The organism is Mesorhizobium sp. L103C105A0 (assembly GCF_000502215.1).
GTDB lineage: Bacteria > Pseudomonadota > Alphaproteobacteria > Rhizobiales > Rhizobiaceae > Mesorhizobium.
In genome coordinates, this window is sequence record NZ_AYXF01000044.1 from 1 (window position 1) to 741 (window position 741).

General features: G+C 59.5%; 1 protein-coding gene and 1 pseudogene. Both read right to left on the reverse strand.

The window, feature by feature from the left end; genetic code table 11:
• A partial coding sequence (locus X727_RS135245) for a TCP-1/cpn60 chaperonin family protein (RefSeq protein WP_023835589.1) occupies positions 1–604 on the reverse strand: 604 nt, incomplete at its 3' end.
• 63 nt (positions 605–667) lie between these two features.
• Positions 668–741, reverse strand: a pseudogene (locus X727_RS1000000167625) (co-chaperone GroES); the annotation flags it as partial.

Consider the following 741-nt stretch of genomic DNA (forward strand, 5'->3'; position numbering starts at 1 on the left):
GCGAGAGATAGCCGCGGTCGAACTGCATGCCTTCGACGACTTCCAGCTCGGTCTCGGCGGTCTTGGCTTCTTCAACCGTGATGACGCCTTCATTGCCGACCTTCTGCATCGCTTCGGCGATCATCTTGCCGACCGACTCGTCGCCATTGCCGGCGATCGTGCCGACCTGGGCAACTTCCTCGGAGGTCTTGATCTTCTTGGCAGCGTTGCCGAGAGCCGCGACGACTTCGGTCACGGCCAGGTCGATGCCGCGCTTCAGGTCCATCGGGTTCATGCCGGCGGCAACCGCCTTGTTACCTTCCTGGACGATCGACTGCGCCAGAACGGTCGCGGTCGTGGTGCCATCACCGGCGATGTCGTTGGTCTTCGAAGCAACTTCGCGGATCATCTGCGCGCCCATGTTTTCGAACTTGTCGGAAAGTTCGATTTCCTTGGCGACGGTGACGCCGTCCTTGGTGATGCGCGGTGCGCCGAACGACTTATCGATGACGACGTTGCGGCCCTTGGGACCGAGGGTCACCTTCACCGCGTCGGCGAGGATGTTGATGCCGTGAAGCATGCGCTCGCGCGCGTCGCGGGAGAATTTTACGTCTTTGGCAGCCATTTTTTAGCTCCTGGCAGGGGCTTGCGATCAAGCCCGAAATTCAGTTGACGGTGAGGCCGATAATCAGCCGATGATGCCCATAATGTCGGATTCCTTCATGATCAGAAGGTCTTCGCCATTGAGCTTGACTTCGGTGC